This window comes from Curtobacterium sp. AC272 (assembly GCF_979258155.1).
Genome location: NZ_OZ409838.1, coordinates 2,421,371 through 2,433,726, shown reverse-complemented (window position 1 = coordinate 2,433,726; position 12,356 = coordinate 2,421,371). Strand labels below are relative to the sequence as shown.

The following is a 12,356-nucleotide window of genomic DNA, read 5'->3' as shown; positions in this document are numbered from 1 at the left end:
CGTTGCTGACTACAACGGGACCGACCTCAGCGTCGGAGACAGGGGACCGAAGTATGAACCACTCACGAATCCGCCAGATGACCGCAGGGGGCGCCATCGCGGCGGCTGTGCTCGCTGGCTCACTCGTCGCAGCACCGGCGAACGCTGCGGCGTCCGAGGATCCGCTCGCGGTCGTCCAGCAGCAGGGCCTGCTCGGCACGAGCGATTCCGCACCGACCGGAGCAGCTGCCCAGTCGAGGGTCCAGGTGGACTCTGCATCGCACGTCGCAGTCACGCCGGTCGTCCCAGGGGCTGCGACGGCCGATGCCGCCACCGGCTCGGACGTCTACCGCGGCGCCGACTTCGGGACGGTCACGGGCACCGGGGCGAACGGCACGAACGCCAGCTTCATCGTGATCAACAACTCGTCGGCGCCGACCGACTACGAGTTCGAGATCGGCTCCGAGACCGACACGCTCGCCCTCGTGGACGGCGGCAAGGTGCAGGTGAAGAACGCCAGCGGCGACGTCGTCAACTACCTCGAGACGCCGTGGGCGCACGACGCTGACGGCAAGCAACTCCCGACCTCGTACTCGGTCGCACCCGGCTCGAACGTCGTCACCCAGCACGTCGACACGACCGGGGCGGCGTTCCCGGTGACCGCCGACCCGTCGACGGGGTGCGGCGTCGGATGGTGCTCGGTGTACTTCAACCGCGCCGAGACGAAGGCGATCGCAGCGGGCGGACCTGCCGGGACGGCTGCGCTGACGGCAGGGTGCGCCCTCATCGGCACTCCCGTCGTCGGCGGTGTCTGCGCCCTCGTCAGCGGTGCGATCACCGCCTTCGCGCAGGGTGCGAACGCCAACGACAACTGCCTCGGTATCGTCGGGTACGGAGTCCCCGGGACTCCGCTCTCGGGTTGGAACCCGTTCGTTCTCGACAAGAGTGCCAGCCAGTGCAACTAGTGCGACTAGTGCAAGTAAGGACGGACTGATGTCTCCTCGCAGCTACAAGATCACCCTCGCCGTCCTCGGCGTGGCCAGCCTCTTGCTCGTCCCGTTCCTCGCGCAAGGGATGCTGCCGGCAACCGTCGGCACGGTTGCCCTCGTCGTGGTCGTCGTCTGGGTGCTCTACGGCGTCGTGAACGCCAAGTTCACGCAGCGCTCCAGCCACAAGTAGGCGCGTCGCACCACTGAACGACCCTCAGCCGGTTGGCCGAGGGTCGTTCTGCTGTGGACCGGGGTGCTGGGGCGAACCCGACCCACGCTGAGAGTTCACCGCCCGACTTGGCCACATGGCCAAGTCGGGCGGTACGGTCGGACCATGACCCTCCAGCAAGAGCACCGCAGCGTCGAGGAACGGCGCGAGCAGCTCGTCGACGCCGCGATCGCCGTCCTGCGCGACGGCGGCATCAGTGCCGTGACCACCCGCGCGGTCACCGCCCGCGCTGGCCTGCCGCACGGCGCCTTCCACTACTGCTTCGCATCGAAGGCGCCGCTCTTCCGCGCAGTGCTCGAACGCCAGCTCCGCACGGCCATGGCGGTCGCGTTCGCACCGCCGGTCACGCGGCTCGACCTGGAGGCCCGGATCGCCTCCGGCCTGTCGGCCCACCTCGCGCAGACGCGCGACGACCCAGCGACCGCACTCGCCGTCGTCGAGCTGGTCACCCACTCACGGCGCGACCCCGACCTGCAGGACCTGGCCGCCTGGGAGCAGCACGCGTACCTCGACGCCGTCCGCGAGCAGGTCGACGAGTGGACCGCCGAGGACGGCATCCGCTGGGCAGTGCCGGTCGAGCACGTCGTCCGGCTGCTCATCGCGACCGCCGACGGCATCGGCTCGACGTGGCTCGCCGATCGGGACGACACAGCCGCACAGGCCACCGTCCGGGTCGCGGCACGGGCAATCGCTGCCCTGGCGGACGGGAGCGGAGCATGAGGTGGCTGTTCCTCGGGACCGCGATCGTCGCCGAGGTCACCGGAGCGCTCTCGATGCAGGCCGCGGTGGACCAGCCCGGGTGGTACGCGCTCGTCGTCGTGGGCTACGTCGCCGCGTTCGCGATGCTGATCCTGGTGCTCCGCGCGGGGATGGCGGTCGGGGTCGCCTACGGCATCTGGGGAGCCTCCGGCGTCGCCCTGACCGCGGTGCTCGCGGCCGCGCTGTTCGGGCAGGCACTCACGCTCACCATGGTCGCCGGCATCGTGCTCATCGCTGCCGGGGTGCTGCTGGTCGAGATCGGTTCGCAGCGAGCGCTCGCCGCACGGAAGCGCCAGACGCCAGAGTGCGAGGCGTTCTGATGGCTTGGGTCCTGCTCGCCGTCGCGATCGTCTCCGAGGTCGGTGCCACGATCAGCCTCAAGCTCGCCACCGACGGCAAGAAGGTGTTCTTCGTGCCCGTCGTCCTGGGGTACCTCGTCGCGTTCAGCCTGCTCGCCGTGGCGCTGACGCTCGGCCTGCCGATCGGTGTCGCCTACGGGATCTGGGCCGCGACCGGTGTCGCACTGACGGCGATCCTGGGCCGGGTGCTCTTCCGCGAACCCTTGACGGCGCTCATGCTCGGCGGGATCGCACTGATCATCGCCGGGGTCTTCCTCGTCGAGCTCGGACACTGACCGGGGGCTGCGTCGAAACCGAACCTGCGCCAGAATCGCACCATGACCGACAACCGTGACGACCAGCCGCGCGTGATCGCCGTGAGCCGGGACGACGTTCATCGGTTCAGCAAGCCCGTCGTCGACGAGGTGACCCTGGTCGAGGGCTGGGGCATCGAGGGCGACGCCCACGCCGGGACGACCGTCCAGCACCGTTCCCGCGTGGCACGTGACCCCTCGCAGCCGAACCTGCGGCAGGTCCACCTGCTCCACGCCGAGGTGTTCGACGAGGTCGCCGAGGCCGGGTACCACCTCGAGCCGGGCCAGATGGGCGAGAACGTCACGACCCGCGGCGTCGACCTGCTCGGCTTGCCGACCGGGACCGTGCTGCACCTCGGCGACGAGGCGTGCGTCCGTGTGACAGGCCTGCGGAACCCGTGCCAGCAGATCAACGGGTTCGAACCGGGTCTGCTGCGCGAGGTGCTCGGCCGGGACGAGGACGGTGCGGTGGTGCGGAAGGGCGGCGTGATGAGCGTCGTCGTGACCGGCGGCGTCGTCCGGACGGGTGACCGCATCCGGGTCGAGCTCCCCGCCGGCGAGCAGCAGGCGCTGCAGCCGGTCTGACGAGCGCCTACTCCCCGCCGCCGCGGCCTGCTGGTACAGGCTCGTGGCGAGGTCGTTGAGCACCTCGTGCAGCTCGCCGCCGTGTGCGCCGTCGACAGCCCGGAGCATGGCGGCGTAGCGCTGCCGGTAGTCCGCGACGACGTCGTCGCCGGTCGGCAGCAGCCGCAGCAACGACCCACGACGGTCGTTCGGGTTCGGCGCGCGCTCGAGCAGTCCGGCGGTGCTCATCCGGTCGATCATGTTCGTCACCGCGCCCGAGGTCAGGCCGAGGTACCCGGCGACCTCCGTCGGCGTCGAGTAGCCGGTGTCGCTGATGAGCACGAGTGCTCGCAGGGCGTTCTCGTGCACCCCGGCTCGTGTACTGAGCTGGTTCACCAGGCTCGCGTTCGCGCGCACGACAGCGGTGAACGCGGCCATCAGGTCGGCGGCGTCGTCATCGTGTGCGGCGGGGGTCACGGGGGAATCCTTCCATGTCGGGAACCCGGGGGACACGAGCGTCCCCCGCACTGGGGTAGGTGTGCGAGTGGCTAACTTGGTCAAGCAATGACTATCTTAATGATTGAAGCAAATCCGCCCGAGTGACTTGCTTCCCCCAACCACTGCGAACCACCGAACCGATGAGGTACACCGTGTCCACCAAGCTCCGCACCTCCGCGCTGAAGCGGATCCGTTTCGCCCCCGTGGCGCTCCTCGCCGGCATCTTCGCCGCCGTGCTCCTCTCCCTCTCGCTCACCGGCACCCTGTCCGGGTTCGCGGCGAGCATCACGAACAGCAGCAACACCGCCGCCAGCGGCACGCTGATCATGCAGGAGCAGAACGCCGGCGCGACCGTCACCTGCCTCAGCACCGACGGCGGCTCGGTCTCGACGAACTCCGCGACCTGCTCGACGATCAACAAGTTCGGCGGCAGCACGACGATGACGCCGGGCAACACGGTCAACACGGCGATCTCGATCAAGAACACCGGCACCGCTGCCGCGAGCACCTTCACCCTGACGCCGGGCAGCACGTGCACCCAGTCGAACAACGGCTCCTCGAACGGAACCGCGACCGACCTCTGCGCCAAGATGAACCTCGTCATCACCTCGGGCTCGACCACGGTCTTCAGTGGCACGCTCGCCAGCTTCAAGGGCGCCGCAGCGTCGGCCTTCACGATGCCCGCAGCTCCGGCCGCCGGCGCCTCGACGCCGTTCAACTTCGCGGTGACCCTCGACTCCTCGGCGGGCAACACCTACCAGGGCCTCGCAGCCTCGGTCCCCATGACCTGGACGTTCACGGCCTGATCCCGCTCCGGGCCGGCTCCCCCAGCCGTCCCGGGACGTCCCGTGACCCCAGACCGGCGACGCTCGACCGACCCCCTCCGGCCGAGCGTCGCCACCCCCGTTCCACCACGCGCAGTAGCCGCACCCCACCGAGCCGCAGGAGCACGACATGAGCCAGACCGCAGCGATCCCGCTCAGCGGCACGCTCGACCGTCCGGTCCTCCGCGGTCGCGCGGTCACCCGCTCCGAGACCGTCCTCGCCTGGTTGCTCGCCCTGGTCGCCGCGCTGCTGCTCACCGCCGCCGTCCTGTTCCTGTCCGCCGGCGGCCGCTGGTTCGTCGTCGAGACGCCCTCGATGGGTGAAGCAGCCCCGGTCGGCACCCTCGTGCTCGACCTGCCGGTCGACGTCACCACCCTGAGCGTCGGCGACGTCGTCTCGTTCGAGACGTCCGCGAACCCGGACGTCGTCTACACGCACCGCATCATCGCGATCGACGCCGACGGCGGCTTGCACACCCGGGGTGACGTGAACGGCGCGGTCGACCCGTGGACGCTGTCGCAGGCAGACGTGATCGGCACCCCGGCGCTCCTGGTCCCGCACCTCGGCTGGCTGTTCCGCGCCGCCCCGATCCTGCTCATCGGCACGCTCCTGATCCTCACCCTGACCAGCGCATTCACGGACCGGGTGACGCGCACCTGCCTCCGGATCGCCGGCTCCGCCCTGACGGTCTCGTACGCCGCGTTCGTGCTCAAGCCGTTCGTCAACGTGACGACCATCACGAACACCTCGAGCCCGACGGGCGTCGAGGCCACCGTCATCTCGTCCGGCATCTTCCCGGTGCGCATCGACGCCCACGGCGGCAACACCGTGCACCTGGTCGACGGCGAGGTCGGCCGCGTGGTCATCCACGAACTCACGAAGAACGGGCACTACCAGCTGACCTCGAACATCGACCTCGACCCGCTCGGGTGGGTGGCGCTGATCGCCGTGTGCCTGGTGCCGCTCGTCGCCTGCCTGGCCGTCGGTCGCGTCGAGGCGGTGCGCGCATCGTGATCCTCCGTCGCCTGCGTGACGGCCGTGTCGTCGCCCTCCTGCTCGTGGTCGCCCTGGCCGTCGTCGTCCTGCTGAACCAGTTCGCCCCGACGCGCTCCGCCTACAGCGCCACCGTGCGGAACGACACGAACACCGCCGCGACCGCCCCGTACTTCACCTGCACGGGCGCCGTCGGAGCCGACACCGCGAACGCCCTGTTCGCGTACCGGCTCACCGAGTCGACGAACGCGAAGACCGCCACGGACTGGTCGGGCCGTGGCGTGAACGGCACCTACCAGGGCGCGATGACGGCGGTCACTCCCGACCCGAACGCCTGCCCGCGCGACACCGGCAGCGCCTACGTGCTGAACGGCTCGACGAGCTACGTCTCCACCTCGCGCTCGTACGCCAACCCGACCACCTTCAGCGAAGAGGTCTGGTTCAAGACCACGGTCGCCGGTGGACAGCTCATCGGCTTCGGCAGCAGTCAGACCGGCGGATCTGGGCAGCACGACCGCAAGCTCTACCTCAACACGAGCGGCCAGCTCGCGTTCGGGACGTACAGCGGCACGACCCAGGTCGTCTCGTCGCCGAAGGCCTACACCGACGGCGCGTGGCACCACGCCGTGACGACGATGTCACCGGCCAACGGCATGCGCCTCTACGTCGACGGCACGCTGGTCGCGTCGAACGCGACGTACAAGACGCCGGAGAACTACACCGGCTGGTTCCGGATCGGCTACGACACCATCGGCGGATGGCCGGGTTCGCCCGCCAACGCCTACTTCACCGGGTCCATGCGGTACGCGGCCGTCTACGGGACGGAACTGTCCGCCGCCCAGGTCGCCGCCCACGCAGCAGCCGGTCGCTGACGCGCCCGCGGTCGCGCCCACCCCGCCGCGTGAGGTTCCGAGATCTCGGAACCTCGCCGGCGCGCAGCGCCCCGATCGGAACCTCGGCGGAACGCGGGCGGAGTGTCGTGGAACCTCGCGCAGCCCGACACTGCCGCGAGCCTCCCGTCAGGGTCCGGGGCGGGCCCACCAACCCCCGGATTCGGCGCGACGAATACCGCTGATCAGGCCTTTTCATGCCAGGCACCGTGCCAGTATCGACAGGTCCTGAGACGTCGGCGTCTCCGTCCGACCGTCTCGAAAGGCGCCGCCCCCATGTCGTTCTGGGCCCTCTTCCTCATCGCGCTCGGCGTCTCCGCAGACGCCTTCGCCGTCGCCCTCGGCAAGGGCCTGCACATGAAGCGCTTCGACGTGCGGCACGCCCTCGTCATCGCGCTGACGTTCGGTGCGTTCCAGGCGCTCATGCCCCTGCTCGGGTGGCTGCTCGGTTCGGCGTTCGCGCAGTACATCGCCGCCTTCGACCACTGGATCGCGTTCGGGCTGCTCGCGCTGATCGGCGGCAAGATGCTGTGGGAGGCGTTCTCGAAGCACGAGGACACCGAGCAGGACACCGACCGCCTGCCGATCCGTGAGCTCCTGGTCCTGGCGATCGCGACGAGCATCGACGCCCTCGCGGTCGGGGTCACGCTGGCGTTCCTGCCGGTGTCGATCGGCGGCGCGGTGCTGCTCATCGGTGTGACGACGGCGGTGCTGTCCTTCGCCGGCGTGCTCGTCGGGCGCCGTGTCGGAGCCCGGTTCGGCAAGCCGGCCGAGATCGCCGGCGGTGTGGTGCTCATCCTGATCGGCGTGAACATCGTGCTCGAGCACACGGGCGTCATCGGCTGAGGCTGCGGAACGGGCGCGATTCGTCAGATGTCGAGGACGCCGTCAAGGGCGGCGTCACGCGCAGGGATGTCCCGGGTCGCGATGTCCTCCTCGAGGTACACCGTCACGTACGTCCAGTCCTCGACGTGGCCGGCGTCGTCGAACACCCGGTACCGCCGGCGGAGCCGCAGGTACGGCACGTCGCTGTGCTCGAACGACACGACCACCTCGGTCGCCGGCCACTCCCCCTCGACGACGACCGCGACGGCGCGGTAGGCGCTCGCTGCACGGCGAGGCTCCGGGTGGTCGCGGGTCCACAGGATCCCTGGTTCGGCCAGCGACTCGAACACACCGACCAGTGCGGCGACCGCCTGCTCCTTCGTCGACTCGTCCGTGTCGTCGAGGGGCCACCGGGCGCCCTCGACCCCGGTGAGGTCGAACCGCTCGATCCACGGGGCACGAGCCGCTTCGAGCCGTTCCCGTTCGTTCTCCCACGACGACTCGTCCTCGTCGTCGTCCACCGTCCGTGCTGGCAGAGCATCGGTGGTGATGGTGGTCGGCAGACCGTCGGAGAGGTCCACGTCGACCTCGCGGTACTGGTAGGTGTAGAGCAGCCCGCCCGTGGTGTCCGGGATCCGCCGGGGCCCGGTGGGGGCGTACCGGACGGTCAGCACTGAGCCCTCGCGACCGACGCCCTCGACCAGGTGGTCGACAGTGATCGTCGCGCGGCTGCCGTCTGGTCGAACGAGCACCAGGTCGGTCGCCGGGGTGGGCAGCGGCGGACCCGGGTCCGCGAGGGGCTCCATCGTCGGGACGAAGCCCTCGCCCTCGTCCCCGAAGCCGATGCTCCAGGTGTACGGACCATCCTCGTCCTCGTCATCGAGCAGTTCCGGGTCGTCGTCCTCGGCGGACGTCTCCGTCGCGAGCATGGCCGCCCACGCCTCCGGTGTCGGCCAGAACGGCTCGGCCGGCGCCCACGGCAGGGTCTCCGGGTCGATGCCGTCGAGCGGATCGTGTCCGTCGGAGTCGTCGGCATCCGCATCGCCGTCCGGGGCGCCGTCCCCGTCGTCGCCCGCCCACATCGACGCGGGGCGCGGATCACCGATCCACAATCCGTCCACGTCGGCGCCGAGCGGCTGGCGATCCCCGAGCTCGACCGCGGTCGTCACACCGGTCGGCGTGACGTGCACGGCGGACCGGGACACCTCGTCGCCGCCGTCGCCGTTCGACTCGTAGACGACCCACGCGCCCGCTGTGGTCGCCAGGACGCGGACATCGTCGACCGCACCGTCGGGCAACGGAGCACCAGGCCACGTCACCCACCGCACGTCGTCACCCGTGACGACTGCTGCGACCGGACGTGTCGCGTCCGGCACGATCGTCGCGTCGCCGACGGCGACGGCGTCCGCGGGGTCGAGGAAGCTGCTCATGCTGCGACCGTACTGCAGCCCTGTGGCCGGGCCGAGAACGGACGGGAGGCGCGGTGCGGGCCCGCCCCGCGCCTCCCGTCCGTCCCGCTGCTCGTCCACCTGCAGCACATGCCCCCGCCACCCGGCGCATGATGAACGCATGTCCCGCATCCTCGTCACCGGCTCGACCGACGGCCTCGGGCGGGCGACCGCCGACACCCTGCTCCGCGACGGCCACGACGTCGTCGTGCACGCCCGGAGCACGGCACGTGCGGACGCGGTCGCCGACCTGCTCGACCGTGGTGCCACGCTCGTCATCGCCGACCTGTCCGACCGCGCCGCCGTGATCGCTGCCGCGCGCGACCTCGACGCCGGTGACCCGATCGACGCGGTCGTGCACAACGCCGGCGTGATCTCCGGCCGTGCGCTGATCCCGGTCAACGTCGTCGCCCCGTACCTGTTCACCGCGCTGCTCCGGACGCCGACCCGGCACGTGTACCTGAGCAGTGGGATGCACCGCGGCGGCCGGCCCCGACTGGACGGCGTCGACTGGGACGGCACCGCGGAGACGAACACGTACTCGGACACCAAGCTCTTCGTGACCGCGCTCGCAGCCGAGGTCGCGGCGCGCCGGCCCGGCGTCCTGAGCAACGCCGTCGACCCGGGCTGGGTCCCGACCAAGATGGGCGGCGCGGGCGCGTCGGACGACCTCGAGCTCGGGCACCGCACGCAGGAGGCCCTCGTGACCGACCCCGACGCAACCACCAGCGGTGGTTACTGGTTCCACGGACAGCGGCAGGAGCCGCACCAGGCGGTCGCTGACCCGCAGTTCCGCCGCCAACTCGTCGACGCCCTGGCGACGGCGACGGGCATCACCCTCTGAGGCAGGACAGGAGCACCATGTCGACGGTCAGGGTCCACAACTTCGCGATCTCGCTCGACGGGTACGGCGCCGGAGCCGACCAGTCGGTCGACCGGCCGTTCGGGCACGCCGACGGTCGACTCATGGGGTGGTTCGCCGCCACCGCCACCTTCCGTGCGATGCAGGGCGCGTCCGGCGGGACCACCGATGTCGACGACGAGTTCGCCCGCGCCTGGGGGCCGGAGATCGGTGTCGAGATCATGGGGCGGAACAAGTTCGGACCCCAGCGCGGACCGTGGCCCGACGACGGCTGGACCGGGTGGTGGGGCGACGAACCACCGTTCCACACGCCCGTGTTCGTGCTCACGCACCACCCGCGCGAGCCCCTCGAGATGGCGGGCGGGACGACCTTCCACTTCGTCGACGCGACCCCGGCGGAAGCGCTCGAGCTCGCCCGCCAGGCCGCACCGGGCCGCGACGTCCGGATCGGCGGCGGGGTCGAGACCGTCCGCGAGTTCCTGCAGGCCGACCTCGTCGATCACCTGCACCTGGTCGAGGTGCCGATCGTGCTCGGCCGGGGCGAGCGGCTCTGGGACGGACTCGAGGGGATCGAGGAGCGCTTCGCCGTCGAGACGGTCGCGTCGCCGTCGGGCGTCGTGCACCGCACGTTCACGCGGGTGGCGCACTGATCGCACGGGCCGGCGGACGAACCTGAGCCGTCGTGTCGGCCGGGGACTACCGTCGACCGCAGGTGACCCAGGCCCCCGGCTGCCGGCACGATCTCTTCGTCCGATGCCGACCGGGAACGCCATGTCCTCCTCGCAGACCGATCTCCCACACCAGCACGACCCGACGAGCTGGACCGCGCTCGAAGTCGGCCGGTGGGAAGCCCGCTCCGGCCGGTCCCACATCGGGACCGTCGTGTACACGAACCGGTACGAGGTCCGTGGGTGGTCCGGCGAGGTCTTCGGCGACCACACGAGCCTGGAGAGTGCGAAGGCACAGGTCGAGGCGACGGCGCGGTGGAGCCTCGGTGAGCGACCGTGGTCACCCGACGGAGTCGACTGATCAGTCCATCGCGTCGTCGTAGATCCCGATCAGGCGGTCCAGGAACGCCTGCACCGTGGCGCGTTCAATGTCGTCCATGTCGGCGACGACGTCCTCGATCCCCTCGATCAGTGGCAGCACCAGGTCGTACGCACGGTCGGAGGACCGCTCGGCCGCGGTGACGACGAGCTTGCGGCCGTCGCTGGGGTGCCGCTCCCGCGTGACGTGGCCGGCGGACTCGAGTCGGTTGAGCACGAGGGTCATGGCAGCGGTGGAGATCTCCAACCGTCGCGCGAGCTCGGTCGGAGTGGACTGGCCCTGGCTGATGAGGTGGTCCATCGCCTCGAGCCCGGCCGCGTCGACGTCGAGCGCCCGGGCGAGGTGTCGCTCGAACCGCTGCTGGCGGACCCCGACCTGTTGGACCCGAGCGCGGATGTCGTCGTCGGGCAGCGGTCGTCCGTCCCGACGGGCGGCTTCGCGGTCGCGTCGGTCGTCGCGGTCTCGTCGTCCGTCGGTGGGCGCTGTCGGTTCGTCGTGCGGCACGAGGTCGATGGTAGTCGTGTAGATTGCCAATCTCATTGGTAATCAAGATTCGAGGCAACATGTCGACCGACCGCAAGCGCGTCCTCATCTCCGGTGCGAGCATCGCCGGGCCCGCCCTGGCCTACTGGTTGCACCGGTACGGGTACGACACGACGATCGTCGAGCGCGCGCCGGAACTCCGGACCGGCGGCCAGAACGTCGACGTGCGGGCGCCGGGCGCGAGGTCTCGCGGCGGATGGGGATCGAAGACGACCTCCGTGCCGCCACGACCGGTGAGATCGGCACGCGGTTCATCGGCCGCTCCGGTTCGGTCATCGCGGAGTTCCCGGCCGGGACCACGGACTCGGGCGGCGCCACGGCGGAGCTCGAGATCCTGCGCGGTGACCTCGCGCAGCTGCTCGTCAGCCGGACCACCGACACCACCGAGTACCGGTTCGGCGACCGCATCACCGGCATCGCGGACAACGACGGCGGCGCCGACGACGGCGTGACCGTGCAGTTCGAGCACGCCGCCGACGAGCGGTTCGACCTGGTGGTGGCGGCGGACGGCATCGGGTCGAGCACCCGGCGACTGGTCTTCGGCGACGAGCCCGAGATCCGGTCCCTCGGCCTCGAGACGTCCTACGCGACGATCCCCCGCACCGACGCCGACGACGACTGGTGGCGCTGGTACAACGCACCGGGTGGCCGATCGGTCACGCTGCGCCCGGACCCGCACGGCACGATCCGGGCGACACTGTCGTTCGTGACCGACCGGACACGGGAGCGCGCCGGATCCGAGCGACGATCGATCGAGGAGCAGCGCCGACGACTGCACGAGGTGTTCGCGGGCGCCGGCTGGGAAGCACGTCGTGTGCTCGCGGGCATCGACGCTGCCGACGACCTGTACTCCGAGTCGATCGGGCAGGTCCGCGCGCCGCGGTGGTCCGAGGGTCGGGTCGCGCTCGTGGGCGACGCCGCCTACTGCGCCTCACCGGTCAGTGGCATGGGCACGAGCCTGTCGCTCACCGGGGCGTACGTGTTGGCCGGCGAGCTCGCGGCCCACGTCGACCACCGCGACGCCTTCCGTGGCTACGAGCGCATCATGCGGCCGTACGTCGACCAGGCGCAGCAGCTGCCGCCGGGGGTGCCGCGGGTCGCGAACCCGAAGAGCCGACTCGGGATCGCTGCGTTCGGTGCTGCGGTCCGGGTCGCCTCCACCCCGTTCATCGGTCGGCTCGGGGACCGGTTCTTCACGCCGCCGGCGGACGCGATCGACCTGCCGGACTACGCGCACCTGGGCTGACGTGCCA

General features: G+C 70.7%; 16 protein-coding genes and 1 pseudogene. 14 read left to right on the top strand and 3 right to left on the bottom strand.

The genetic code is table 11. From position 1 onward, the window contains the following. Nucleotides 1-53: 53 nt before the first annotated feature. The 6 genes from ACZZ0J_RS12445 to ACZZ0J_RS12420 all read left to right on the top strand — a co-directional run bounded on the left by ACZZ0J_RS12445 (nucleotide 54) and on the right by ACZZ0J_RS12420 (nucleotide 3,193). Nucleotides 54-944, top strand: coding sequence for a hypothetical protein (locus ACZZ0J_RS12445; protein ID WP_463437183.1), 891 nt, complete (start codon nucleotides 54-56; stop codon nucleotides 942-944). Nucleotides 945-972: 28 nt separating this feature from the next. Beyond that, complete coding sequence (locus ACZZ0J_RS12440; protein ID WP_194647244.1) at nucleotides 973-1,158, top strand: hypothetical protein; 186 nt, start codon at nucleotides 973-975, stop codon at nucleotides 1,156-1,158. 144 nt (nucleotides 1,159-1,302) lie between these two features. Then, on the top strand, nucleotides 1,303-1,917 hold the full coding sequence (locus ACZZ0J_RS12435; RefSeq protein ID WP_463437182.1) for a TetR/AcrR family transcriptional regulator: 615 nt from the start codon (nucleotides 1,303-1,305) through the stop codon (nucleotides 1,915-1,917). Continuing rightward, complete coding sequence (locus tag ACZZ0J_RS12430) at nucleotides 1,914-2,276, top strand: DMT family transporter (protein WP_463437181.1); 363 nt, start codon at nucleotides 1,914-1,916, stop codon at nucleotides 2,274-2,276. Before ACZZ0J_RS12435 ends, ACZZ0J_RS12430 begins: the two co-directional genes overlap by 4 nt. Further along, nucleotides 2,276-2,590 carry a DMT family transporter gene (locus tag ACZZ0J_RS12425; protein WP_123339337.1) on the top strand — a complete coding sequence of 105 codons (315 nt, stop codon included), beginning with the start codon at nucleotides 2,276-2,278 and terminating at the stop codon, nucleotides 2,588-2,590. Before ACZZ0J_RS12430 ends, ACZZ0J_RS12425 begins: the two co-directional genes overlap by 1 nt. A 42-nt stretch (nucleotides 2,591-2,632) precedes the next feature. Beyond that, nucleotides 2,633-3,193 carry an MOSC domain-containing protein gene (locus ACZZ0J_RS12420; protein WP_463437180.1) on the top strand — a complete coding sequence of 187 codons (561 nt, stop codon included), beginning with the start codon at nucleotides 2,633-2,635 and terminating at the stop codon, nucleotides 3,191-3,193. A gap of 189 nt (nucleotides 3,194-3,382) precedes the next feature. On the opposite strand, the pseudogene ACZZ0J_RS12415 reads toward ACZZ0J_RS12420, so the two are convergent. Continuing rightward, nucleotides 3,383-3,610: pseudogene (locus ACZZ0J_RS12415) on the bottom strand (MarR family winged helix-turn-helix transcriptional regulator); the annotation flags it as partial. Nucleotides 3,611-3,810: 200 nt separating this feature from the next. Here ACZZ0J_RS12415 and ACZZ0J_RS12410 point away from each other — a divergent pair. The 4 genes from ACZZ0J_RS12410 to ACZZ0J_RS12395 all read left to right on the top strand — a co-directional run bounded on the left by ACZZ0J_RS12410 (nucleotide 3,811) and on the right by ACZZ0J_RS12395 (nucleotide 7,224). Continuing rightward, nucleotides 3,811-4,476, top strand: a complete 666-nt coding sequence (locus ACZZ0J_RS12410; protein WP_216834260.1) for a COG1361 family protein — start codon at nucleotides 3,811-3,813, stop codon at nucleotides 4,474-4,476. A gap of 148 nt (nucleotides 4,477-4,624) precedes the next feature. Beyond that, nucleotides 4,625-5,509, top strand: a complete 885-nt coding sequence (locus ACZZ0J_RS12405; RefSeq protein WP_463437179.1) for a S26 family signal peptidase — start codon at nucleotides 4,625-4,627, stop codon at nucleotides 5,507-5,509. Further along, on the top strand, nucleotides 5,506-6,360 hold the full coding sequence (locus ACZZ0J_RS12400; RefSeq protein WP_194647250.1) for a LamG domain-containing protein: 855 nt from the start codon (nucleotides 5,506-5,508) through the stop codon (nucleotides 6,358-6,360). The genes ACZZ0J_RS12405 and ACZZ0J_RS12400 overlap by 4 nt, the downstream gene beginning before the upstream one ends. 294 nt (nucleotides 6,361-6,654) lie before the next feature. After that, nucleotides 6,655-7,224: a manganese efflux pump MntP gene (locus ACZZ0J_RS12395; RefSeq protein WP_463437178.1), complete on the top strand. Its 570-nt coding sequence runs from the start codon at nucleotides 6,655-6,657 to the stop codon at nucleotides 7,222-7,224. Nucleotides 7,225-7,247: 23 nt separating this feature from the next. Here the strand turns inward: ACZZ0J_RS12395 and ACZZ0J_RS12390 are convergent, their stop codons facing one another. Beyond that, nucleotides 7,248-8,633 (bottom strand): hypothetical protein, encoded by a 1,386-nt coding sequence (locus ACZZ0J_RS12390; RefSeq protein ID WP_463437177.1) that lies wholly within the window; start codon nucleotides 8,631-8,633, stop codon nucleotides 7,248-7,250. A gap of 139 nt (nucleotides 8,634-8,772) precedes the next feature. Between ACZZ0J_RS12390 and ACZZ0J_RS12385 the strand changes: the two genes are divergently transcribed. The 3 genes from ACZZ0J_RS12385 (at nucleotide 8,773) to ACZZ0J_RS12375 (ending at nucleotide 10,542) form a co-directional block, all read left to right on the top strand. Continuing rightward, a complete protein-coding gene (locus tag ACZZ0J_RS12385) occupies nucleotides 8,773-9,495 on the top strand; it encodes an SDR family NAD(P)-dependent oxidoreductase (RefSeq protein ID WP_463437176.1) in 723 nt (240 codons plus the stop codon). A 17-nt stretch (nucleotides 9,496-9,512) separates the two neighbouring features. Next, a complete protein-coding gene (locus ACZZ0J_RS12380) occupies nucleotides 9,513-10,163 on the top strand; it encodes a dihydrofolate reductase family protein (RefSeq protein WP_463437175.1) in 651 nt (216 codons plus the stop codon). A 121-nt stretch (nucleotides 10,164-10,284) separates the two neighbouring features. Beyond that, complete coding sequence (locus ACZZ0J_RS12375) at nucleotides 10,285-10,542, top strand: hypothetical protein (protein ID WP_463437174.1); 258 nt, start codon at nucleotides 10,285-10,287, stop codon at nucleotides 10,540-10,542. Here the strand turns inward: ACZZ0J_RS12375 and ACZZ0J_RS12370 are convergent, their stop codons facing one another. Beyond that, complete coding sequence (locus ACZZ0J_RS12370; protein ID WP_463437173.1) at nucleotides 10,543-11,064, bottom strand: MarR family winged helix-turn-helix transcriptional regulator; 522 nt, start codon at nucleotides 11,062-11,064, stop codon at nucleotides 10,543-10,545. 235 nt (nucleotides 11,065-11,299) lie between these two features. On the opposite strand from ACZZ0J_RS12370, the gene ACZZ0J_RS12365 reads away from it, so the two are divergent. Then, nucleotides 11,300-12,349, top strand: coding sequence for an FAD-dependent monooxygenase (locus ACZZ0J_RS12365; RefSeq protein ID WP_463437172.1), 1,050 nt, complete (start codon nucleotides 11,300-11,302; stop codon nucleotides 12,347-12,349). Nucleotides 12,350-12,356: the final 7 nt, after the last annotated feature.

Coding starts and splice junctions, on each gene's coding strand:
- ACZZ0J_RS12445 (WP_463437183.1), top strand. CDS start 54: ATGAACCACTCACGAATCCGCCAGATGACCGCAGGGGGCGCCATCGCG.
- ACZZ0J_RS12440 (WP_194647244.1), top strand. CDS start 973: ATGTCTCCTCGCAGCTACAAGATCACCCTCGCCGTCCTCGGCGTGGCC.
- ACZZ0J_RS12435 (WP_463437182.1), top strand. CDS start 1,303: ATGACCCTCCAGCAAGAGCACCGCAGCGTCGAGGAACGGCGCGAGCAG.
- ACZZ0J_RS12430 (WP_463437181.1), top strand. CDS start 1,914: ATGAGGTGGCTGTTCCTCGGGACCGCGATCGTCGCCGAGGTCACCGGA.
- ACZZ0J_RS12425 (WP_123339337.1), top strand. CDS start 2,276: ATGGCTTGGGTCCTGCTCGCCGTCGCGATCGTCTCCGAGGTCGGTGCC.
- ACZZ0J_RS12420 (WP_463437180.1), top strand. CDS start 2,633: ATGACCGACAACCGTGACGACCAGCCGCGCGTGATCGCCGTGAGCCGG.
- ACZZ0J_RS12410 (WP_216834260.1), top strand. CDS start 3,811: ATGAGGTACACCGTGTCCACCAAGCTCCGCACCTCCGCGCTGAAGCGG.
- ACZZ0J_RS12405 (WP_463437179.1), top strand. CDS start 4,625: ATGAGCCAGACCGCAGCGATCCCGCTCAGCGGCACGCTCGACCGTCCG.
- ACZZ0J_RS12395 (WP_463437178.1), top strand. CDS start 6,655: ATGTCGTTCTGGGCCCTCTTCCTCATCGCGCTCGGCGTCTCCGCAGAC.
- ACZZ0J_RS12390 (WP_463437177.1), bottom strand. CDS start 8,633: ATGAGCAGCTTCCTCGACCCCGCGGACGCCGTCGCCGTCGGCGACGCG.
- ACZZ0J_RS12385 (WP_463437176.1), top strand. CDS start 8,773: ATGTCCCGCATCCTCGTCACCGGCTCGACCGACGGCCTCGGGCGGGCG.
- ACZZ0J_RS12380 (WP_463437175.1), top strand. CDS start 9,513: ATGTCGACGGTCAGGGTCCACAACTTCGCGATCTCGCTCGACGGGTAC.
- ACZZ0J_RS12375 (WP_463437174.1), top strand. CDS start 10,285: ATGTCCTCCTCGCAGACCGATCTCCCACACCAGCACGACCCGACGAGC.
- ACZZ0J_RS12365 (WP_463437172.1), top strand. CDS start 11,300: ATGGGGATCGAAGACGACCTCCGTGCCGCCACGACCGGTGAGATCGGC.